17 protein-coding genes and 1 tRNA gene are annotated in these 20,789 nt (G+C 67.7%); 12 read left to right on the top strand and 6 right to left on the bottom strand.

The genetic code is table 11. From position 1 onward, the window contains the following. Window positions 1-48: 48 nt before the first annotated feature. The 4 genes from OSC30_RS13510 to uvrA form a co-directional block, all read right to left on the bottom strand. Window positions 49-810, bottom strand: coding sequence for an enoyl-CoA hydratase/isomerase family protein (locus OSC30_RS13510; RefSeq protein ID WP_267172390.1), 762 nt, complete (start codon window positions 808-810; stop codon window positions 49-51). A gap of 102 nt (window positions 811-912) precedes the next feature. Next, on the bottom strand, window positions 913-2,355 hold the full coding sequence (locus tag OSC30_RS13505; protein ID WP_267172389.1) for a DUF4139 domain-containing protein: 1,443 nt from the start codon (window positions 2,353-2,355) through the stop codon (window positions 913-915). Window positions 2,356-2,517: 162 nt separating this feature from the next. Further along, entirely contained in the window at window positions 2,518-2,991 is a 474-nt protein-coding gene (locus OSC30_RS13500) for an acyl-CoA thioesterase (RefSeq protein WP_267172388.1), read from the bottom strand. Further along, the gene (gene uvrA, locus OSC30_RS13495; protein WP_267172387.1) at window positions 2,988-5,939 is read right to left on the bottom strand and encodes an excinuclease ABC subunit UvrA; all 2,952 of its coding nucleotides are present in this window, start codon (window positions 5,937-5,939) and stop codon (window positions 2,988-2,990) included. The genes OSC30_RS13500 and uvrA overlap by 4 nt, the downstream gene beginning before the upstream one ends. A gap of 217 nt (window positions 5,940-6,156) precedes the next feature. Here uvrA and OSC30_RS13490 point away from each other — a divergent pair, with 217 nt between their 5' ends. The 4 genes from OSC30_RS13490 (at window position 6,157) to cgtA (ending at window position 8,657) form a co-directional block, all read left to right on the top strand. Continuing rightward, window positions 6,157-6,696: a DUF2059 domain-containing protein gene (locus tag OSC30_RS13490; RefSeq protein ID WP_267172386.1), complete on the top strand. Its 540-nt coding sequence runs from the start codon at window positions 6,157-6,159 to the stop codon at window positions 6,694-6,696. Between the two features lie 114 nt (window positions 6,697-6,810). Beyond that, complete coding sequence (gene rplU, locus OSC30_RS13485) at window positions 6,811-7,125, top strand: 50S ribosomal protein L21 (RefSeq protein WP_231320672.1); 315 nt, start codon at window positions 6,811-6,813, stop codon at window positions 7,123-7,125. Window positions 7,126-7,146: 21 nt separating this feature from the next. Beyond that, window positions 7,147-7,404: a 50S ribosomal protein L27 gene (rpmA, locus tag OSC30_RS13480; RefSeq protein WP_267172385.1), complete on the top strand. Its 258-nt coding sequence runs from the start codon at window positions 7,147-7,149 to the stop codon at window positions 7,402-7,404. Between the two features lie 182 nt (window positions 7,405-7,586). Further along, on the top strand, window positions 7,587-8,657 hold the full coding sequence (gene cgtA / locus OSC30_RS13475) for an Obg family GTPase CgtA (protein WP_267172384.1): 1,071 nt from the start codon (window positions 7,587-7,589) through the stop codon (window positions 8,655-8,657). Between the two features lie 237 nt (window positions 8,658-8,894). Here cgtA and rpsT read toward each other — a convergent pair whose 3' ends face one another. Then, window positions 8,895-9,158 (bottom strand): 30S ribosomal protein S20, encoded by a 264-nt coding sequence (gene rpsT, locus OSC30_RS13470; RefSeq protein WP_267172383.1) that lies wholly within the window; start codon window positions 9,156-9,158, stop codon window positions 8,895-8,897. A 267-nt stretch (window positions 9,159-9,425) separates the two neighbouring features. Between rpsT and murJ the strand changes: the two genes are divergently transcribed. From murJ to ispH, 5 genes are all read left to right on the top strand, one after another. Further along, window positions 9,426-11,033, top strand: coding sequence for a murein biosynthesis integral membrane protein MurJ (murJ, locus tag OSC30_RS13465; protein WP_267172382.1), 1,608 nt, complete (start codon window positions 9,426-9,428; stop codon window positions 11,031-11,033). A gap of 182 nt (window positions 11,034-11,215) precedes the next feature. Beyond that, a complete protein-coding gene (locus OSC30_RS13460) occupies window positions 11,216-12,169 on the top strand; it encodes a bifunctional riboflavin kinase/FAD synthetase (protein WP_267172381.1) in 954 nt (317 codons plus the stop codon). Window positions 12,170-12,270: 101 nt separating this feature from the next. Next, window positions 12,271-15,132: an isoleucine--tRNA ligase gene (gene ileS / locus OSC30_RS13455; RefSeq protein WP_267172380.1), complete on the top strand. Its 2,862-nt coding sequence runs from the start codon at window positions 12,271-12,273 to the stop codon at window positions 15,130-15,132. A 137-nt stretch (window positions 15,133-15,269) separates the two neighbouring features. Beyond that, the gene (gene lspA / locus OSC30_RS13450; protein WP_267172379.1) at window positions 15,270-15,764 is read left to right on the top strand and encodes a signal peptidase II; all 495 of its coding nucleotides are present in this window, start codon (window positions 15,270-15,272) and stop codon (window positions 15,762-15,764) included. A 95-nt stretch (window positions 15,765-15,859) separates the two neighbouring features. Continuing rightward, window positions 15,860-16,822: a 4-hydroxy-3-methylbut-2-enyl diphosphate reductase gene (gene ispH, locus OSC30_RS13445; RefSeq protein ID WP_267172378.1), complete on the top strand. Its 963-nt coding sequence runs from the start codon at window positions 15,860-15,862 to the stop codon at window positions 16,820-16,822. Window positions 16,823-16,876: 54 nt separating this feature from the next. Here ispH and OSC30_RS13440 read toward each other — a convergent pair. After that, window positions 16,877-16,952, bottom strand: a tRNA-Thr gene (locus OSC30_RS13440). A 188-nt stretch (window positions 16,953-17,140) separates the two neighbouring features. Here OSC30_RS13440 and OSC30_RS13435 point away from each other — a divergent pair. The 3 genes from OSC30_RS13435 to OSC30_RS13425 all read left to right on the top strand — a co-directional run bounded on the left by OSC30_RS13435 (window position 17,141) and on the right by OSC30_RS13425 (window position 20,789). Next, entirely contained in the window at window positions 17,141-19,057 is a 1,917-nt protein-coding gene (locus OSC30_RS13435; protein ID WP_267172377.1) for a diguanylate cyclase, read from the top strand. 128 nt (window positions 19,058-19,185) lie between these two features. Continuing rightward, on the top strand, window positions 19,186-19,689 hold the full coding sequence (pilV, locus tag OSC30_RS13430) for a type IV pilus modification protein PilV (protein ID WP_267172376.1): 504 nt from the start codon (window positions 19,186-19,188) through the stop codon (window positions 19,687-19,689). 11 nt (window positions 19,690-19,700) lie between these two features. Then, window positions 19,701-20,789, top strand: a complete 1,089-nt coding sequence (locus tag OSC30_RS13425; RefSeq protein WP_267172375.1) for a PilW family protein — start codon at window positions 19,701-19,703, stop codon at window positions 20,787-20,789.

Raw genomic sequence — 20,789 nt, 5'->3', positions numbered from 1 at the left:
AAGCATCCCCACAAGTGGGCTCCTACACAGGTAAAGACGTGCGGCAGGTCAGGCGCTTTTGGCCTTCAGCCGTGCCACCAGCCCCTGCAGCGTCGTCTGCGTTTCTTCGTTGAAGAAGGCATCGACGAAACTGTCCAGCGGCAACGCATCGACATCGTGCCAGGCCGCGCGCAGGTCAGCGCGCGCCAGTTCGCGGGTGGCCAGCATCGCCTGGCGCGGCAGCGCCAGCAGTTCGGCGAGCCAGTGGGTGGCGCGGGTGACCACTTGCTCCACGCCGGTCAGTTCGTCCACGAAGCCGCAGGCCAGCGCCTGCTCGGCGTCGACCATGGCGCCGGAAACCAGCAAGCGCTCGGCGCGGTAGGTGCCGACCACGCGACGCAGCGCGAGCTGGATGCAGTCAGGCACCAGCAGCCCCACCTGCACCTCGTTGAGGCCGATACGGAAGGGCCCCTGCGCCATCACGCGGTAATCGCAGAACAGCGACAGCACCGCGCCGCCCGCGGGCGCATGCCCGGTGATGGCGGCCACCGCCGGCACCGGCAGGTGCGCGAGGTCCGCACACAGGGCGAACAGCGCGCGCCAGTAGTCGCGCACGCCGGCACGGTCGCGTTGCAGCAGCTCGGGCACGTCCACGCCGGCGGAGAACAGGCCCGGCGCGCCCGAGATCACCAGGCCGCGCGCACCATCGCGCGGAGCCTGGGCGAGCGCGTCGCGCAGGCTGGCGATCAGGTCCATGTTCAACGCGTTGACCGGCGGGCGGGCCAGGCGGATCTCGGCGATGTCGCCGTCGTGCGGAAGGATGTCGAGCATCGCGGGTCCCTCGGTTCGTACGTTGCGTGGCAGCCCCTTGCCGGAGCGCGCCCGCGCGCGACCGGGGTGGTCGCGCGCCCGCGCGCCTCGGCGGGGAATGGCTTACTCGCCCGCGGTCCAGCGGTAATGCACCGCATAGTCCAGCGTGGCCTTGCCGCCGGCGGGCACGTTCACCTTGAACTCCAGCACGTCCGGCGACTGCTTGCCCGGCTTGGTCGAGGAGGACGCCAATGTCCACTCGCGCCAGCGGCTGGGGTGCTCGCGCACGGTCACCACGCGGGCCGACTCGCCGGCATTGGTCAAGGTGATGCGGAAGGCCTCGTCCATCGTGTGCGCGGCCTTGTCCACCTTGAACGAGGTGCGCTCGCGCTCGGCGCGGAGGTCGAACACGGTACCCAGGGCGAAGGTGGCGTCGCTGCCCTTGGGCGTGTCGTCGAGACGGCCTTCGCCCAGGAATTGCGGCGTGCCGGTGTTGTCGCTGCCCAGTACGCGCAGGTAGCCGGCCGGCAGGCTGTCGAAGGCGGTGAAGCGCAACGAACTTTCGACGGTGTTGCTGCCGCCGCTGTTGAAATCGGGCGACAGCATCGGTTCCGGCGGCGTCCAGCGGTTGCCGTTCTCGTACAGCGCCGTGCGTTCGCAGGCCACGGTGCGGCTGGCGTACAGCGGAACCTGGCTGACGCTGCCGTCGGGCAGGTCCACCGGTTGCGGCAGGGTGTAAAGGCGATAGTCGCCCATCGCGGACTGCTGCGGCATGTCGGCCGACTCGGACTTGGCGGCGTAGGTGCGCATCATCATCGGTCGGGGTGCTTCGGGTTTGGCGAAGCGGGGTTCGCCGGCCACCAGCTTGAGCGTGGCGTCGTGCCAGTCGCGCCCGCTGCGGTTGGCGATGCTGGCGCGCGATTCGAACTGCATGCGGCAGGCGTTGCCCGGCTGCAGGGTGGCCACGTACGCCGCGCGCCAGCCCAGGCCGGCGGTGGGATAGCTCAGCGTGGCGGTGGCGTTGCCGGCACGGGCGGCGTCCACGCGCAGGCGCAGGCTGGCGCCGGTGGGGAAGTCGCCGCCGGAGCTGCGCACCGCGGCATAGTCGCGCACCAGCGTGGTGCCCGAGGCACTCTTGACCAGCAGGCCGTTGCCGGCGCGCAGCAGGTTGCCTTGGGCGAGCGATTCGCCATTGCTGCCGAGCACGTCCACCTCGCGGCCGACCAGGCCGGCGAGCGCCGCCTCGTTGCCCTGGCCGAGCAGCAGGCGCTGCGAAATCACCTTTGTACGGTGGTCGGGGAAGGCCAGCGCGATGGCTTCGGGATCGAGGTAAAGCGGCAGGTTGCCGAGGACGAGGTCCTGCGTGCCGGCCTTGAGCTGCATCGCGCGCTGCTCGCGGACGACGGCGTGACCTTCTCCCACGCTGCCATCGCTGGCGGCGGTGTACAGCGCGGCGTTGTCGCTGCGATAGAGGGTCAGTTCGGTGGCGTCGGCCGCCTGTGCGGCGGGCGCGAGGCAAGCGGCGAGGCAGGCGAAGGCGAGGGCACGGCGAGGGGGCAAAAGCATGGGCGAACTCCTTCGTGGGGAGCGCCCATCATAGAGGCATGCCGCCAGCAGGCTGAACCGGCCGGGTAGGTGGGCTTCAGCCCACCATCGACCTATGGATCGCGAATCTCACGGTTTCGGAGAGACGCCTGCGGCGAGAGGGATGGTGGGCTGAAGCCCACCCTACGTTACCTGTGCGGCGTCGGCGGCGTGGCGGATTGCTTCGGGCAGCGGCACCGGCTTGCCGGTGGCCGGGTCCATCCAGACCATCACCACGTTGCCATCGCCGTACAGGCGGTCGGCCTTGTCGGCGTCGAGGATGCGGTGGCCGATGGTCATCGAGCTGGTGCCCAGCCGCTCGCAAAAGAGCTGCACCTGGACCTGCGCGGGCCATTCGATCGGTCGGCGGTAGTTCAACTGCACGGCGGCCATCACCGGCATGGCATGGTCGTCGAACCAGGGACCGGGCACGTGGCTGAGCCATTGCAGCCGGGCTTCCTCGAGGAAGGTCAGGTAGTTGGAGTTGTTGACGTGGTTGAACGCGTCCAGGTCGCGCCAGCGCACCGCGATCGACGCAGTAAACAGTGGCACGGAGGCCGAGGCGTCCGGGAAGCCGGCCTCGCGCGCGGCAGGTCTGGCCGGTTTGCGCGGGCTCATGTCGCTTTCTTCTTGCCGCTGCCGCGCATCGGCTTGTACTTGTCGGCCGAGGCGATGTGCTTGGTGCCGCCCTTGACCCGCTTGGGCTTGTCGGCCGGCTGCGCGGCCTTGTGCTGGGCGGCCAGCTTGAGCTGCGGCGCGAGGAAACGGCCGGTGTGCGAGTCGGGCGAGGCGGCCACTTCTTCGGGCGTGCCGGCGACCAGGATGCGGCCGCCGCCGGCGCCACCTTCGGGGCCGAGGTCGACGATCCAGTCGGCGGTCTTGATCACGTCCAGGTTGTGCTCGATCACCACCACGGTATTGCCCTGGTCGACCAGTTGATGCAGCACGTCGAGCAATTGCTCGATGTCATGGAAATGCAGGCCGGTGGTGGGTTCGTCCAGGATGTAGAGGGTGCGCCCGGTGTCGCGCTTGGACAGCTCCTTGGAGAGCTTCACACGCTGCGCCTCGCCGCCGGAGAGCGTGGTCGCGCTCTGGCCGAGCTTGATGTAGTCCAGCCCCACCGCGCGCAGGGTGTCGAGCTTGCGCGCGATGGTCGGCACGTTCTCGAACAGTGCCAGCGCGTCCTCCACCGTCATGTCGAGCACGTCGGCGATGGTGTGGCCCTTGTAGTGGATCTCCAGCGTCTCGCGGTTGTAGCGCTTGCCGTGGCAGAGGTCGCAGGGCACGTAGACGTCGGGCAGGAAGTGCATCTCCACCTTGATCAGCCCGTCGCCTTCGCAGGCCTCGCAACGGCCACCGCGCACGTTGAAGCTGAAGCGGCCCGGCGTGTAGCCGCGGGCGCGCGCCTCGGGCACCTGGGCGAACAGCTCGCGCAGCGGGGTGAACAGGCCGGTGTAGGTGGCTGGATTCGAGCGCGGCGTGCGGCCGATCGGCGACTGGTCGATGTCGACCACCTTGTCGAACAGGTCCATGCCGGTGACCGACTCGAAGGGCGCAGCCTGCCCGCTGGCGCCATTGAGCTCGGCCGCCGCCAGGCGGAACAGCGTGTCGTTGACCAGTGTCGACTTGCCCGAGCCGGAAACGCCGGTCACGCAGGTGAACAGGCCGGCGGGAATCCCCAAGTCCACGCCCTTGAGGTTGTTGCCGCGCGCGCCCGTCAGGTGCAGCCAGGCGTCCTCGCTGGCCGGTTTGCGGCGCTCGGTCGGCACCTCGATGCTGCGCGCGCCGGAGAGGAACTGGCCGGTGATCGAACGCGGTGAAGCGAGGATGTCGGCGACCGTGCCCTGCGCCACCACGTCGCCGCCGTGCACGCCGGCGCCCGGGCCGATGTCGAGCACATGGTCGGCCATGCGGATGGCGTCCTCGTCGTGCTCGACCACGATGACCGTGTTGCCCAGGTCGCGCAGGCGCGTGAGGGTGCCGAGCAGGCGCTCGTTGTCGCGCTGGTGCAGGCCGATCGAGGGTTCGTCCAGCACGTACATCACGCCAACCAAGCCGGCGCCGATCTGGCTGGCCAGGCGGATGCGCTGCGCCTCGCCGCCGGAAAGCGAGTCGGCCTGGCGGTCCAGCGTGAGGTAGTTGAGACCCACGTCGTTGAGGAACGTGAGCCGCTCGCGGATTTCCTTGACGATCTTGGTGGCGATCTCTCCGCGCCAGCCAGCCAGCGTGAGGTCGGCGAAGAACGCCAGCGCAGCGTCGATCGAGCGGTTGGTCAGCGATGGCAGCGCGTGGTCGGCGACGAATACGTTGCGCGCGGACCGGTTCAGGCGCTGGCCCTCGCAGGTGGGGCAGGGATGGTCGCTGATGTACTTGGACAGCTCCTCGCGCACCGCGCTGGACTCGGTTTCCTTGTAGCGCCGTTCGAGGTTGGGAAGGATGCCTTCGAACGCGTGCTCGCGGGTGACCCTGCCACCGCGTTCGGTGAGGTAGCGGAAGGCGATTTTCTGCTTGCCGCTGCCATAGAGGATCGCGTGCTGGATGTCCGCCGGCAGGTCGCGCCAGCGCGTATCCGCCTGGAACCCGTAGTGCGCGGCCAGCGACTGCAGCATCTGGAAGTAGTGCGGATTGCGCCGGTCCCAGCCGCGGATGGCGCCATTGGAGAGCGGCAGCTCCGGGTGGCCGACCACGCGCGCCGGGTCGAACACCTGGGTCACGCCCAGCCCGTCGCAGCTCGGGCAGGCGCCAATGGGCGAATTGAACGAGAACAGGCGCGGCTCCAGCTCCGGCAGCGAGTAGTCGCACACCGGGCAGGAATAGCGCGAGGAAAGCAGTTGCTCGGCCGCCTTGTCGTCGTCCATGTCGACCACGATGGCCAGCCCGTCGCCCAGGCGCAGCGCGGTCTCGAACGATTCGGCCAGCCGCTGCTTGAGGTCCTCGCGGGGGCGGAAGCGGTCGATCACCACCTCGATGGTGTGCTTCTGGCGCAGGGTCAGTGGCGGTACCGCGTCAAGCTCATAGACCACGCCGTCGACGCGGGCGCGCACGAAACCCTGCGCGCGCAACTGGTCGAACACCTGCACGTGCTCGCCCTTGCGCTCGCGGATCACCGGCGCGAGCAGCATCCAGCGCTTGTCCGGGTCCAGCGCCAGCGTGGCGTCGACCATCTGGGTGACCGTCTGCGCCTGGAGCGGGATGGCGTGGTCGGGGCAGCGCGGCGTGCCGACACGCGCGTAGAGCAGGCGCAGGTAATCGTAGATCTCGGTGATCGTGCCGACGGTCGAGCGCGGGTTGTGCGAGGTCGACTTCTGCTCGATCGAGATCGCGGGCGACAGGCCCTCGATAGTATCGACGTCGGGCTTTTCCATCATCGACAGGAACTGTCGCGCGTACGCCGAAAGCGACTCGACATAACGGCGCTGGCCCTCGGCGTAGATCGTGTCGAAGGCGAGCGAAGATTTGCCGGAGCCGGACAGGCCGGTGATCACGATCAGGCGATCGCGCGGCAGGTCCAGGTCGACGTTCTTGAGATTGTGCGTGCGGGCGCCGCGGATGCGTATGGTTTCCATCGCGCAGGGATATGGGGGAGACCGGCCACTATAGCAACCTGCCGAGATCAGGAATTGAGACTTGGTAAAGTGGGCGTAGGGCGGGCTTCAGCCCACCGCTCTTTACGTGCCCCAGGGCTGGTGGGCTGAAACCACCCTACGCCCACCTGCGCCACCTTACGTAACGGCGGTGGCTGTGGCCAAATACCGCGTTTGCCAATGCGACGAGGAGACTCAGATGCGCAAGTGGACCGTAACGGGCCTGGCCCTGCTGCTGGCGACAGGCGCCGGCGCCGCCGCCGCGGCCACGCCCAAGCCGCCCACCGAGGCGCAGGTGCGCGAGTTGATGGACGTTTTTGGCGTCGGCCGCATGCTTGGCCAGATGAACACCCAGATGGCCACGATGATGCAGCAGCAGATCCCCTGCGTGCCCGCCAGCTACTGGCAGGGTTTCATCGACGACAAGGGCGTGCAGGAACTGACCCTGCGCATGGTGCCGATCTACCAGCGCCACTTCAGCGCGGCCGACATCGAAGGCCTGCTCGCGTTCTACCGCTCGCCGCTGGGGCGCAAGGTGATCACGGAGATGCCCGAGACCATGGCCGAGGGCATGCAACTGGGCCAGGAGTGGGGTCGCCAGCGCGCCCAGGCGATGCTGGCCGAGCTGCAGAAGAGCGGCCGCATCGACGCCGAGGGCCGCTGCCCGGCGGCACCGGCGGCCAAGTCGGGGGCGAAACTGGCGGCGCCGGCGGCCGGGAGTTCGTCGGCGCGGCATTGAGGCGCCTGCTCAAAGATTGACCAGGCCTGGGCGGGCTCGTTATACTCCGTCGTTCACTGCGGCCGGTTCGCGCGCGGTGAAACCCAAGAGAATAACGACAGAAGGGACAATCCCATGAGTTATGCAGTCATCAAGACCGGTGGCAAGCAGTATCGCGTCCAGCAGGGCGACGTGCTGCGCGTGGAGCTGCTGGATGCCGAGGAAGGCGCCAACGTGAGCTTTGACCAGGTCCTGCTGGTCGGCTCGGGCGATGCGGTCAACGTCGGCGTGCCGACCGTGGCCGGCGCCACCGTTTCGGCCACCGTGCGCCGCCACGGCCGTGCGGACAAGATCCGCATCATCAAATTCCGCCGCCGCAAGCACCACAAGAAGCAGATGGGGCATCGGCAGCATTTTACCGAAGTCGAGATCACGGGCATCAACGCCTGATAGAGCCGGAGGAATTAAGTCATGGCACATAAAAAAGGCGTAGGTTCGTCCCGCAACGGTCGCGATTCGAACCCCAAGTACCTGGGCGTGAAGATCTATGGCGGCCAGGCCATCTCGGCCGGCAACATCATCGTCCGCCAGCGCGGCACCCAGTTCCATCCGGGTGCGGGCGTGGGCCTGGGGCGTGACCACACGCTGTTCGCGCTGGTCGACGGCAAGGTCGAGTTCAAGGTCCGCGGCGAGAAGAACCGCCGTTTCGTCAGCGTCGTGCAGGCGTAAGCCTCCCGCGCTGCGGTAGCGAAGGCCCCGCTTCGGCGGGGCTTTTGTTTTTGGGTTCGCGAGTTGGAAATTCGGAACGGCTCGCATCCTGAGCGATCCTTTGATCCGAACCTTTACGGGCGGCGCCGTATCATGGCCGCTTGTCCGAATCCCCATCCCGAATCCCCCATCCCGGCTCCCTCATGAAATTCGTCGACGAAGCGATCATCAAAGTCCATGCCGGCGACGGCGGCAACGGCTGCGTCAGCTTCCGGCGCGAGAAGTTCATCCCGTTCGGCGGCCCCAACGGTGGCGATGGCGGCAGCGGTGGCTCGGTCTGGCTGGTGGCCGACGAGGGCCTCAATACGCTGATCGACTTCCGCCATCAGCGCAGCTTCAAGGCGCAGCGCGGCGAGAACGGCATGGGCTCGGACATGTACGGCAAGGGCGGCGAGGACACCTTCATCCGCGTGCCGATCGGCACCGTGGTGACCAACGTGGATACCGATGAGGTGATCGGCGACCTCACCCAGCACGGCCAGCGTCTGCTGGTGGCCGAGGGCGGCAAGGGCGGCCTGGGCAACATCCACTTCAAGAGCTCGGTCAACCGTGCGCCGCGCAAATCCACGTCGGGCACGCCGGGTGACGTGCGCGAACTCAAGCTGGAACTCAAGCTGCTGGCGGATGTAGGCCTGCTGGGCTTTCCCAACGCCGGCAAGTCGACCTTCATCCGCGCGGTGTCGGCGGCAACGCCGCGCGTGGCCGACTATCCGTTCACCACGCTGCACCCCAACCTGGGCGTGGTCAGCCTTGGCACCGACCAGAGCTTCGTGATCGCCGACATCCCCGGCCTGATCGAGGGTGCGGCCGAGGGGGCAGGGCTTGGCATCCAGTTCCTGCGTCACGTCTCGCGCACGCGCCTGCTGCTGCATCTGGTGGATATCGCGCCGATCGACGGCACTGACCCGGTGGAGCAGGTGCGCGCCATCGAGCAGGAGCTGTCCAAGTTCGATCCCGAGCTGCTCGATCGTCCCCGCTGGCTGGTGCTCAACAAGGCCGACGTGTTGCCGGAGGACGAGCGCCAGGCGGTAGCCCGGGAGATCGTCCGGCAACTGGACTGGCAGGCGCCCTGGTTCCTGGTGTCGGCCATCGCGCGGGAAAACACCCTGCCGGTGTGCCAGCAGGTACAGCGCTTCTTCGAGTCGCAGCGCCAGGCGCGCGAGGAGCGCACCGACATGCAGCCCGGCGACGTGCGGTTGCGGGGCGAACCGTAGGCGGGTTTTTCGCAGGCACCCCGGACCGGACGCTGCGGCAAGGTCCTTCCCCTGTCTACGGGGGGAGGGCGTCTGAAGAGCGGATGAGGGCGATCTTGCCCAAGCCCCCGAGCTCGTCCCGATGAAGGCCAGGCATGCAGGCGCCTGCATGCGACCCGAACGCCCCCTTCTTTCGCGCACACGAAAAGGCCGGCTTGCGCCGGCCTTTTCGATAACCAGGATACGCGTGGAGCGGGCTTACGCCAGCTCGCGGATCTTCGCGTTGAGGCGGCTCTTGTGGCGAGCGGCCTTGTTCTTGTGGATCAGGCCACGCGCGGCGTAGCGGTCCATGACCGGCTGGGCGGCGGCGAAGGCTTCCACGGCGGCGGCCTTGTCCTTCACCTCGATGGCCTTGATGACCTTCTTGAGGGCGGTGCGCACCATGGAGCGGGCGCTGACGTTGCGCAGGCGGCGCTGCTCGGACTGGCGCGCGCGCTTCTTCGCGGACTTGATGTTGGCCAAGGTAGAACTCCAGAGAAAGCTTGGGTTGGAAAAAGACGGGCAATTATGCGGGCAATGCGCTGGCCGGTCAACTGTTTAGGCGGTGTCGGCCCGGTCGGCAGGCGCGGCCCCGGGAGCGCGCCTGTCGCGACCGTTGAGCCCGCGTTCGCGCACAGGTGCGCTCCCACAAGGGGTTCCACGCCCTCTTGTCGCCATGTCGAGGCTACCGGCGCGCCCCGGCGGGCTGTCACACTACGGCCTTTGGCCGAGCCAGGTTCCGCTCCACGCATGAAATCCCCGAGCATGTTCCGCGGGCTGCTTTCGTTCAGCAGCATGACGATGATCTCCCGCGTACTGGGCCTGGTGCGCGACATGGCGATCAACTCCGCCTTCGGCGCCAACGCGGCGACCGACGCGTTCTGGGTGGCTTTCCGGATCCCCAATTTCATGCGTCGGCTGTTCGCCGAAGGCTCGTTCTCCACCGCCTTCGTGCCGGTGTTCACCGAGGTCAAGGAGAAACGCCCCCACGCCGAGCTCAAGGAGCTGATGGCGCGCGTTTCGGGCACGCTGGGCGGCGTCCTGCTGCTGGTGACCGCGCTGGGTCTGATTTTCGCGCCCGAGGTCACCGTCCTGTTCTCGCCCGGCGCGCTGGATGAACCGAAGAAGTTCGAGCTGACGGTCGAGCTGCTGCGCCTGACTTTTCCGTTTCTGCTGTTCGTGTCGCTGACCGCGCTGTCCGGTGGCGCGCTCAACAGTTTCCACCGTTTCGGCCTGCCGGCGCTCACGCCGGTGATCCTTAACCTGTGCATGATCGCCGGCGCGCTGTGGCTGTCCAGGTTGTTGCAGACGCCGATCCTGGCGCTGGGCTGGGCGATCCTGGCGGCCGGCATCCTGCAGTTGCTGTTCCAGCTGCCGGCGCTGCGCGGGCTGGACCTGCTCACGCTGCCGCGCTGGGGCTGGAGCCACCCGCAGGTGCGCAAGATCATGCGCCTGATGGTGCCGACCCTGTTCGGCTCGTCCGTGGCGCAGATCAACCTGCTGCTGGACACGGTGATCGCCTCGCTGCTGATCGCCGGTTCGCAGAGCTGGCTATCGCAGGCCGACCGCTTCCTGGAGCTGCCGTTGGGCGTGTTCGGCGTGGCGCTGGGTACGGTGATCCTGCCCTCGCTGTCGCGCCATCACGTTACCACCGACCGCGCCGGTTTTTCGCGTGCGCTGGACTGGGGCCTGCGCACCACGCTGCTGATCGCGGTGCCGGCAATGTTCGGACTGATGCTGCTGGCCGGGCCGCTGGTGGCCACGCTGTTCCAGCATGGCCGCTTCACTGCGTTCGACACGCACATGGCGACCTTGTCGATTACCGCATTGAGCTTCGGGCTGCCGGCGTTCGCGCTGGTCAAGGTGCTGCTGCCGGCGTTCTACTCGCGCCAGGACACGCGCACGCCGGTGCGCGCGGGCGTGGCCTCGCTGGTCGCCAACATGGCGTTCAACGTACTGTTCGTTGCCCTCTTGTTCGCGCTGTGGGCCACCCCGGCGCAGAAGCAGGCGCCCTGGCTGCAGGCGCTGGCCCAGGTGCCGGGCCTCCACATGGCGCTGGGCATGGCCAGCGCGCTGGCCGGCTACATCAACCTGGGCTTGCTGTGGCGCTGGCTGAAGCGGGCAGGGGTGTACGAACGCCAGCCTGGCTGGGCGCGGCATGCCCTGCGCCTGGCGGTGGCCTGTACGGCGATGGTGGCGGTGCTGCTGTTGGGCCGCTGGCTGTGGCCGGACTGGACGACGGTGCCGACGCTTACGCGCGTCTGGCATCTGGCGGTGCTGGTCGGGGCGGGTGGCCTGACCTACGGGGTGGCGCTGTTCGCCATGGGTTTCCGGCTGCGCGAGCTGCGCGGGATCTGAGGGGGAGAGTCGTGAACTGCAGCGGTCCACTGTAGGAGGCCACTTGTGGGCGATGCTCTTATCTCGCACTGCATCGCAACGAGCATCGCCCATGTGAGCCCCTGCAAAAGAAGCGCGCCTGGAAGAGGAGCGCGCGCGAGGGCGTGAACGGTTCGCGACGAGCCTCCGCTTATACTGGCTGGATGACGAGACTTTCCCGGGACCTTGCGGGCCCCTGCCTGGCCCCCGAAGGCAGCGTGGTGGCGATCGGCGCCTTCGACGGCCTGCATCGCGGGCACCAGGCGCTGCTGGCCGAGGTACGCCTGCGGGCCGAGGCGCTGGATGCCACGCCGGCGGTGGTCAGCTTCGAGCCATTGCCGCGGCAGTATTTCTCGCGCGAGCCGTTGCCGCGACTTTCCAGCGTGCGCGAAAAACTGCAGGGTTTTACCGCGTCGGGCATGGCGCAGGCGCTGTTGCTGCGTTTCAACGCGGCGCTCACCGCGGTGTCGGCGGAGGATTTCGTTCGCCGCGTGCTGGTCGATCGGCTGGCGGCGCGCGAGGTCTGGGTCGGCGAGGATTTCCGCTTCGGGCACAAGCGCGCCGGTGACGTCGCGCTGCTCGAGCGCATGGGCGTGGAACTGGGTTTCATCACGCGGGTGATGCCGCCGGTGCTGCTCGATGGCGCCCGCGTGTCGGCCACCCGCGTGCGTGCGCTGCTGGCCGCCGGGGAGTTCGCGGGCGCCGCGCCGCTGCTGGGCCGGCCGTTCGTGATCGAAGGACGCGTGGAGCGCGGCAACCAGTTGGGCCGCACGCTGGGCTTTCCCACCGCCAACATCCACCTGCGCGGCCGGGTCAGCCCGGTGCAGGGCATCTTCGCGGTGCGCGTGGGGCTGGGCGAGTCCTCGTGCAGTTGGCCGGGTGTGGCGTCGCTGGGCCTGCGGCCGACGGTGAACCGGGTCGCGCAGCCGCTGCTGGAGGTGCACCTGTTCGATTTCGAGGGTGACCTTTACGGGCGGCGCATGGCCGTGGAATTTGCCGCCAGGCTTCGCGACGAGCAGAAGTTCGATGGCCTGGAGGCGCTGACCGCGCAGATGCATGACGATGCCTGCCGGGCGCGCGAGCTGCTGGGCATGAATCCGCGGCTGGCCGAGGCCTGAGATCCGGCCGTTCCCCTACCGCATCGCAACAATTTCCACTATTTTCAGCGGTTCGCCGGCGCGTTGCGCGCCTTCGGCGCCGCCCCACGGACAGCCCCGCCATGACGCACGACTACAAGAGCACGATCAACCTGCCGCAGACGGATTTCCCGATGCGCGGCGACCTGCCCAAGCGCGAGCCGCGCTGGCTGGCCGAATGGGAGCAGGTCGGCCGCTACGCGCAGATCCAGCAGCATGCGGCCGGCCGCGACAAGACGTTCGTGCTGCATGACGGCCCGCCGTACGCTAACGGCGCGATCCACATCGGCCATGCGGTCAACAAGATCCTCAAGGACATGGTGGTCAAGTCCAAGCTGCTGGCCGGCTACCGCTCGCCGTACGTGCCCGGTTGGGATTGCCACGGCCTGCCGATCGAGATCGCGGTGGAGAAAAAGCACGGCAAACCGGGCGAGAAGCTCGATGCGCGCGCGTTCCGCCAGAAATGCCGCGAGTACGCGCAGGAGCAGGTCGACGCGCAGCGTGCCGACTTCAAGCGACTGGGCGTGCTGGGCGACTGGGCGCATCCGTACAAGTCGATGGATTTCTCCTACGAGGCCGACATGCTGCGTGCGCTGGCGCGCATCGTCGCCAACGGTCACGTGGTGCGCGGCGCCAAGCCGGTGTACTGGTGTTTCGATTGTGGTTCGGCATTGGCCGAGGCGGAGATCGAGTACGGCGACAAGCAGTCGCCGGCCGTGGATGTTGCCTACGACGCGGTCGATCCAAAGGCGCTGGCCGGCAAGTTCGGCGTCGACCCCGGTGATGCGATCGTGTCGGTGCCGATCTGGACCACCACGCCGTGGACGCTGCCGTCCAGCCAGGCGGTGGCGTTGGGTGCGGATCTCGAATACGCGCTGGTCGAAGGCCCCGCCCGCGAGGGCCGGCGCGTGCTGTTGGTGATCGCCAGTGCGCTGGTCGAGCCGGCGCTGAAGCGCTACGGCGTCGACGAGCCGGGGGTGCTTGGCCACGCCAGGGGGAGCGACCTTGACGGCCTCAGGCTGAGCCACCCGTTCTACCCGCGCGAAGTCCCCGTCCTGCTCGGCGAGCACGTGTCCGCCGAGGACGGCACCGGCGCCGTGCACACCGCGCCGGACCACGGCATGGAGGACTTCATCGTGGGCCGCGAAAATGGCCTCGGCAGGCTCAACTACGTCGGCCCGCGCGGCGCCTACCGCGAGGATGTGCCGGCTGCGGGCGATCTCGCGCTGGCTGGCCTGCACATCTGGAAGGCCAACGACGCCATCGTCGAGGTGCTGCGCGCGCGCGACGTGCTGCTGGCGCACGCGAAGATCGAGCACAGCTACCCGAACTGCTGGCGCCACAAGACGCCAGTGATCTTCCGCGCCACGCCGCAGTGGTTCATCGGCATGGAGCAGGCGAGCCTGCGCGCCACTGCACTGGAGGCCATCAAGGACGTGCGCTGGGTGCCGACCTGGGGCGAAGAGCGCATCGCCGGCATGGTCGCCGGCCGCCCGGACTGGTGCATCAGCCGCCAGCGCACCTGGGGCGTGCCCATCGCGCTGTTCGTGCACAAGGGCACGCACGAGCCCCATCCCGATTCGGTCGCATTGCTGGAGCAGGTGGCCGGACGCGTCGAGCAGGGCGGCATCGACGCCTGGTACGAACTGGACGCGGCCGAACTGCTGGGCGATCAGGCGGATGTCTACGAGAAGGTCACCGACATCCTCGATGTGTGGTTCGATTCGGGCGTCACCCATTTCTGCGTGATCGGCCAGCGGCCGGAGCTGCAGCAGGGCGATGCGTCGCAGTACAAGGTGATGTACCTGGAAGGTTCGGACCAGCATCGCGGCTGGTTTCAGTCGTCGTTGCTGACGTCCTCGGCGATCCACGGCCGCGCACCGTACGACGAGGTGCTTACGCACGGTTTCACCGTCGATGCGACCGGCCGCAAGATGTCCAAGTCGCTGGGCAACGTGGTCGCGCCGCAGAAGGTGATGGACACGCTCGGCGCCGACGTGCTGCGCCTGTGGGTGGCCTCGGCGGATTACCGCAACGAGATGACCGTCTCCGACGAGATCCTGAAGCGCGTCTCGGACAGCTACCGGCGCATCCGCAACACCGCGCGCTTCCTGCTGGGCAACCTGGACGGTTTCGATCCGGCCAGGCATTTGCTGCCGGTGGGAGAAACCCTGCCGCTGGACCAGTGGGCGGTGCAGCAGGCGTTCGACGTGCAGCACGCGGTGATCGCCGCGTACGAGCGCTACGACTTCCCCGACGTGGTCGCGCGCGTGCAGAACTTCTGCACCAACGAGATGGGCGCGCTGTACCTGGACATCACCAAGGACCGGCTCTACACCATGCCGACCGACAGCCACGGCCGGCGCAGTGCGCAGAGCGCGATGTACCGCATCGCCGAGGCGCTGGTGCGCTGGCTGGCGCCGATCCTGGCGTTCACGGCCGAGGAGATCTGGCAGCAGTTGCCCGGCGAGCGCGGCGCCAGCGTGCTGTTCGAGACCTGGTACGACGGCCTGGCCGCGACGCAAGCCTCGCCCGAGCAGCGTCGCTGGTGGGCCGACCTGCTCGCGATCCGCGAATCGGCTGCGCGGGTGCTCGAGGGCATGCGCAAGGACGGACAGATTGGCGCGTCGCTGGAGGCGAAACTGGCGATCCATGCCGATCCTCGACTGGTCGAGCGCTATACGCCGTCGCAGGGGGAGCTGCGCTTCTTCTTCATCACCTCCGAGGCTTCGCTGGCACCGCTGGCGCCGCGTCCGGACGAGGCGGCGAAGGTGGAACTGGCCGACGGCGAAGCCTGGGTGTCGGCGACGGCCAGCGATGCGGCCAAATGCGTGCGGTGCTGGCACCGTCGCCCCGACGTGGGCAGCCATGCGGAGCATCCCGAGCTGTGCGATCGCTGCGCGGAGAACGTGGCGGGGCAGGGCGAAACGCGCCGCTGGTTCTGACCTTGAGAGCCCCTCTCCCCCGGGAGAGGGGCTGGGGTGAGGGTTCGGGCGAGCCTCGAAAGCGCGCTCCGCCCGAACCCTTACCCGCCCTGTCGGGCACCCTCTCCCGACGGGAGAGGGAACGAAACGAGAAACCCATGCACCCCAAACCCAACGCCTTGCCCTGGCTGCTGCTTTCCCTGCTGGTCATCGCACTCGACCAGTTCACCAAGTTCTGGGCGCTGCACGCCCTGCCGCCCGCCGGCATGCCGCACCCCGTCATTCCCGGTTTCCTCAACTGGACGCTGGCCTTCAACACCGGCGCGGCCTTCAGTTTCCTGGCCGGTGGCGCCGGTTGGCAGCGCTGGTTCTTCGTGGTGCTGGCGTTGGTGATCAGCGGCGCGCTGGTGGTATGGCTGGCGCGCACCCCGCGCCGCGACTGGCGCACGGCCCTGCCGTTGGCGCTGATCGTCGGCGGCGCGCTGGGCAACCTGGTCGACCGCCTGCACGCGGCCAAGGTGACCGATTTCATCCACGTCTACTACCAGCAGTGGAGCTATCCGGTATTCAACGTGGCCGATTGCGGCATCACCGTGGGTGCCGTGATGCTGATCGTGTTCGGTTTCAGGAGCGGAAAGGCGGACGTGCGATAATGCCGCCTGTGCAGGAGCGCCCTTGGGCGCGACCGTGACACCCAGGTCGCGCCCAAGGGCGCTCCTACAGAACCTGCCACTTCCGCGAAATGCCCATGCACATCCTTCTCGCCAACCCCCGCGGCTTCTGTGCCGGCGTCGACCGCGCCATAGCCATCGTCGAGCGTGCGCTGGAGTCCTACGGCGCGCCGATCTACGTGCGCCACGAGGTGGTGCACAACCGCTACGTGGTCGAAAAGCTGCGCGCTGACGGTGCGGTGTTCGTCGAGGAACTGCACGAAGTGCCCGATGGCGCCACCGTGATCTTCAGCGCCCACGGCGTCTCCCAGGCGGTGCGCGAGGAGGCCGGCCAGCGCGCGCTCAAAGTGTTCGACGCCACCTGCCCGCTGGTCACCAAGGTGCACATGGAGGTTGCGCGACTGGGCCGTACCGGTCGCAGCGTGGTGTTGATCGGCCATGCCGGCCATCCGGAAGTGGAAGGCACCATGGGCCAGTGGAACCCGGCCAACAGCGGCGAGATCCTGCTGGTCGAATCGGTCGAGGACGCCGCCGCGCTCGCACCGCGCTTTCCGGACCAGTTGTCCTACGTCACCCAGACCACGCTGTCGGTGGACGACACCAGGGCGATCATCGTCGCCCTGCGCGAGCGCTTCCCGGCCATCGAAGGTCCGCGCAAGGACGACATCTGCTACGCCACGCAAAACCGCCAGGACGCCGTGCGCCGGCTGGCCGCGGCGGTGGATCTGGTGCTGGTGGTCGGCTCGGTCAACAGTTCCAACTCCAACCGCCTGCGCGAACTGGCCGAAAAGCAGGGCGTGCGCGCTTACCTGATCGACGGTGCCGAGCACATCGACCGCGCCTGGCTCGACGGCGTCGAGCGCATCGGGCTCACCGCGGGCGCCTCCGCGCCGGACAAGCTGGTGCGCGACGTGATCGCGCGGCTGCAATCCTGGGGCGCCGACGAGGTGCGCGAACTGCAGGGCGAGGCCGAGACCATCACGTTCGCCTTGCCGCGCGAACTGCGCCTGGACGGCGGAAGCGTGCCCGCCAGCCTCTGACGGCGGCGATCGACCGGAAACGAAAAAGCCCGCTTGCGCGGGCCTTTTCATGTCTGGTGCCGGAAATAGGAATCGAACCTACGACCTACGCATTACGAATGCGCCGCTCTACCAACTGAGCTATTCCGGCAAAGAGACGGAAATTCTACGGATCGATCACGATGCACGCAAGCGCCATAAGCCATGGCAAGCTTGGGGCTGGGGTGGGGCGTATGGATCAAGGGGAACGCCGCCACTCAAGTTGCCACGTCTTCCGCCGTTAACGGGAGACCCACCTCCAGAGCTCGCCAGGGAAACGGCGTCCAACGGATTCCGATCTTGCCCACAACGACACACCACGCAAAGCTCGCGCTGCAGTTGGTGCTGGTGCTGTTCTGCCTGTTCGTGGGGCGGGCATTTGCGACCGTGCCGGCGGACCAGGGGGCGGCGTTCGACCAGTACGCCGACCGGCTCGAGCGCGGCCAGATCGCGCCGGATACGCAAGCTGGCTTGCTCAAGGCGCTGGAGCACATGAAGGGCCTGGTGCCCGCGGGCGACGCCCGGCGTGAGCTGCGCTACCGGTACATGTACTGCATCCTGGGCATGGATGCTTCGCCGGAGCAAGGCATCGCCTATGCCGAGAAGGGCATCGCCGATGCCAGTCAGCTCGGTTACGTCGAGGGGGAGATCAATTTCCACTTCTGCCGCGGCGCCAACCAGGAAGTACTCACCACCCCCCGCGATGCGCTGCCCGACTATGACGCCGGCATCGCACTGGCACGTCGCCACGAGGATCAGCGGCTGGTCGCCGATGGCCTGACCTGGCGCGGCAGCGTGCAGTCGCTGCTGGGCGAACACGCGCAGGCGCTGGTGGATTTCCTCGAGGCACAGAAGTTCTACGAAACCAGCGGCGAGCCGGTGGAGAGCGAGGACAACCTGTTCAACATCGCGGTGGCCTATCGCCGGCTGGGCGAGGCGGCGCAGGCGCGTGACTACCTGCAAAAGGTGTTGGCGCACGGCGAGCAGAAAAGCGATCGCGGACAACAGCTCGGCGCACACATGCAATTGGGCTTCCTCGAAAGCGAAGCGGGTGACCAGGAGGCGGCCGAGCGCCATCTGCGCAAGGCGCTGGCCCTCGCGCACGCGGTCGACAGCCGATCGGGAGGGGCGAACATCCATCTGGGGCTGGCGCAGGTCGACAACCTGCAAGGGCAGTACCACCAGGCGCTGGAGGAACTGGCCCGGGCCAAACCCGGGTTTGCCCGCACGGGCGACCGCTCCAACCGAGACATGGTGCTGCTGCAGGCCGCCAAGGCGCATGCGGGCCTGGGCCAGCACAAACTGGCCATCGACGAGTACGGCCAGGCCGAAAAACTGCTGCAGAAGAGCGGCAACCTGCGCTACCTCGCCGAACTGCTCGATGCGCGGTCGCGCAGCTACCAGGCACTCGGCCAACTGGGCCTCGAAGTGGCGGACCTGCGTCGGCTGGCCAAGGTGCGCGATGCGCTGGACCGCAAGGCGCACTCGGACAACGCCACGTTGATGAACTATCAGTTCCAGACCGCCCGGCGCGACCAGGAGAATCGCCAACTGGCCGCCGATCGCGCCTTGAAGGAGCAGCAGCTGCGGTCGCTCGAGCGCGTGCGCCACTGGCAGCGCCTGGCGCTGGTGCTGGGCGGGGTGCTGATCCTGCTGCTCTTGTGGCTGGCATTGCGCCAGTTCCGCCGCTCCCGCAAGTTGCACCGGATGGCAATGACCGACCCGCTTACCGGCATCGCCAACCGCCGCCACATCGAGCAACTGGCCGAGCGCGCGCTGAACCATGCCGGCGCCAACGGCGAGCCGCTGTGCGTGCTGGTGCTGGACGTGGATCACTTCAAGGCGGTGAACGATGCCTTTGGCCATGCCGTGGGCGACCAGGTGCTGGTACGCATCGCGCACGCCTGCAAACAGGCATTGCGCCGGTTCGACATGATGGGACGGCTCGGGGGCGAGGAGTTCCTGATCGTGCTGCCCGACACCACGCTGGACGTGGCATTGCAGATCGCCGAGCGGCTGCGCTGCAAGATCGAGGCGCTGCCGTTGGCCAACCTGGCCCCTGGCCTGCAGATCACCGCCAGCGTCGGCGCCGCCCAGGCCGACCACGAGACCGACGACCTGGCCGAACTGGTCCGCCGGGCGGACAACGCGATGTATCGGGCAAAGGACGCCGGACGCAACCGGGTGGAAGTGGTCGCCCGGGTCCAGGCGGTGTGACGCAGGCCACATCCGACCGGGTCCGGATCGCCGCTCATCGGGAAAATCCCACCTTTCGTCCGTTACGCTCTGGCACACGCCGCACGGTTGCCTATGCTGGGCTCGGCGTGATCCGGAAGGGGGCTGGAATGAATCGTTACGCACCGCGCAGCCAGCGCGGCGTCTCGCTGATCGAAGTGATGGTCGCGATCGTCGTGTTCGGCGTCGGCATGCTCGGCCTGGCGCTGCTGCAGACCAAGGGCGCCCAGTTCACCAAGGAATCGAGCTCGCGCACCAACGCGATCATCCAGGCGCGCAGCCTGGCCGATGCCATGCGCGCCAATCCCAAGGGCGTCGATCCGGCCAACGGCAGCAGCAGCTATTACCTCTACGACGGCAAAGTGGCCCCCGATCCCGATGGGTGCGTCAGCAACCTGGCGTGCGCACAGGCCAAGCGCGACCTGCAGAACTGGCTGGCCCGCCTCAAGAGCGGCACCATCGGCGCCAAGGGCAGCCCCGCAGCTTCGGTGACCCGGGACGCCGGCCTGGGCGTGTTCGTGGTGACCGTTTCGTGGAACGGCGTGGACCTCAACGGCGACAACCAGCTGACCGCGGCCGACAACGGCACCTACAGCTTCAGCCTGCTGCCATGAGGAGTACGCGCATGCACGAGGCGAAACGCGCCCGCCGATCCGCCGGTTTTTCGCTGGTGGAAATGATGATCGCCATCGCGCTGGGCCTGATCGTGGTCGCCGGCCTGATCCAGGTGTTGCTGGCCAACCGCAAGTCCTACCAGCTGCAGCAGGGCACCAACATCCTGCAGCAGAACGTGCGCTTCGCCTCAGACCGCATCGGCTGGTCGCTGCGCATGGCCGATTTCTGGGGCGGCAACAATGGCAGCGTGGTCACTGGCAGCCCGGCCGTGGCTCCGGGTGGCGGAAGCTGCACCAAGGATTGGATTCTGGATACCCGCCACGGCGTTTTTGGCTACGAGGGCGGCTCCACGTTCCCGATCGCCGGCTGTGTGGACGACGCGGATTACGTCAAGGGATCCGATGTGCTGGTCGCGCGCTACGTGGATGCCAACGGCATGGATCCCGCCGCCAGCTCGACGATCGCAGCCTCGCCCAAGCAGGTGTACTTGGTGTCGGCGATCGGCCAGCAGGCGGCGCTGTTCCTTGGCAACGAAACCGTACCGACCACGCCGCCGGCCTCTGCGATCGGGCGCTATGTCTACCCCTATCACGTGGACATGTATTTTCTGCGTCCCTGCAGCAACCCCGATGGTGGGACCAGCGCCGACCATTGCGATGCCGCGGACGACGACGGCGCGCCCATCCCGACGTTGATGCGCATGCGGCTGGACAGTTCGGGAAGCCTCACCCAGGAGCCGATGGTGGAGGGCATCGAGCAACTGCAGTTCCAGTACGGCGTCACCGGCCCCGACCTTAACGAGATTGTGCCTTCGGATTACAAGAACGCCTCCGCGGTGGCGGCCGACGAATGGGCGCGGGTGATCACAGTCAGCGTCGGCATGGTGGCGTCCTCGCAGCAGCGCGACATCTCGATGCCACACGTGGGGACGTTCACTGTCGGCAACTGCAGCTACCAGGTGAAGGATGGTTCCACCGTCACAACCGGCTGCGCCAACTTCACGGTTCCCGGGAACAAACCGTGGCAATTCGCCCGCTCGCCGCTGACCCAGGTGGTGCAGCTGCGTAACCGCTCCCGCATGCTGGTGGCTTCCCAATGA

Source organism: Frateuria hangzhouensis (assembly GCF_026410505.1).
GTDB lineage: Bacteria > Pseudomonadota > Gammaproteobacteria > Xanthomonadales > Rhodanobacteraceae > Frateuria_A > Frateuria_A hangzhouensis.
The sequence above is the reverse complement of the archived record's forward strand: the minus strand, read 5'-3'. Positions and strand labels throughout refer to the sequence as shown.